The organism is Limosilactobacillus galli (genome assembly GCF_947381495.1).
GTDB classification, from domain to species: Bacteria; Bacillota; Bacilli; order Lactobacillales; family Lactobacillaceae; genus Limosilactobacillus; species Limosilactobacillus galli.
On the sequence record NZ_CANCWK010000119.1, the window covers coordinates 1 to 411 of the forward strand.

Genomic DNA, 411 nt, shown 5'->3' on the forward strand with positions numbered 1-411 from the left:
GTGACTTTAGTCATGGGATGGATAGGCCCCTTCCTACGCCTCGTTAGAGGCGTTTTTATTTTGGATCATGATACTTCTGATCATTAATGTATTTTTCGACCACTTCTTTGCTCATATTGCCAAGGGTGCTCATGTAGTAACTCGGCGACCACAAGTGACCACCCCAGTATTGTGACTGCTTAATCTCAGGATGGCGCTTAAGAAAGATATAGGCACTACGCCCCTTAAGCGCTTTGATCGCACTAGCTGGTGCTTTACTTGGCGGAAAACTAATCAAAACATGTACATGGTCAGGCATAACTTCCATCTTTTCGATTACGATATTATTGTCCTTGGCAATAGAAGATAGAATTTGCTTCATTTCCTCGCTAAGTTGGTCAGTTACGAATGTCTTGTGTCGATATTTTGTCA

General features: G+C 42.3%; 1 protein-coding gene. It reads right to left on the minus strand.

Annotated features, from left to right (window positions below; translation table 11 throughout):
* Window positions 1-55 precede the first annotated feature (55 nt).
* On the minus strand, window positions 56-411 hold a 356-nt coding region (gene tnpA / locus QOS10_RS09525), incomplete at its 5' end, for an IS200/IS605 family transposase (protein WP_283595209.1).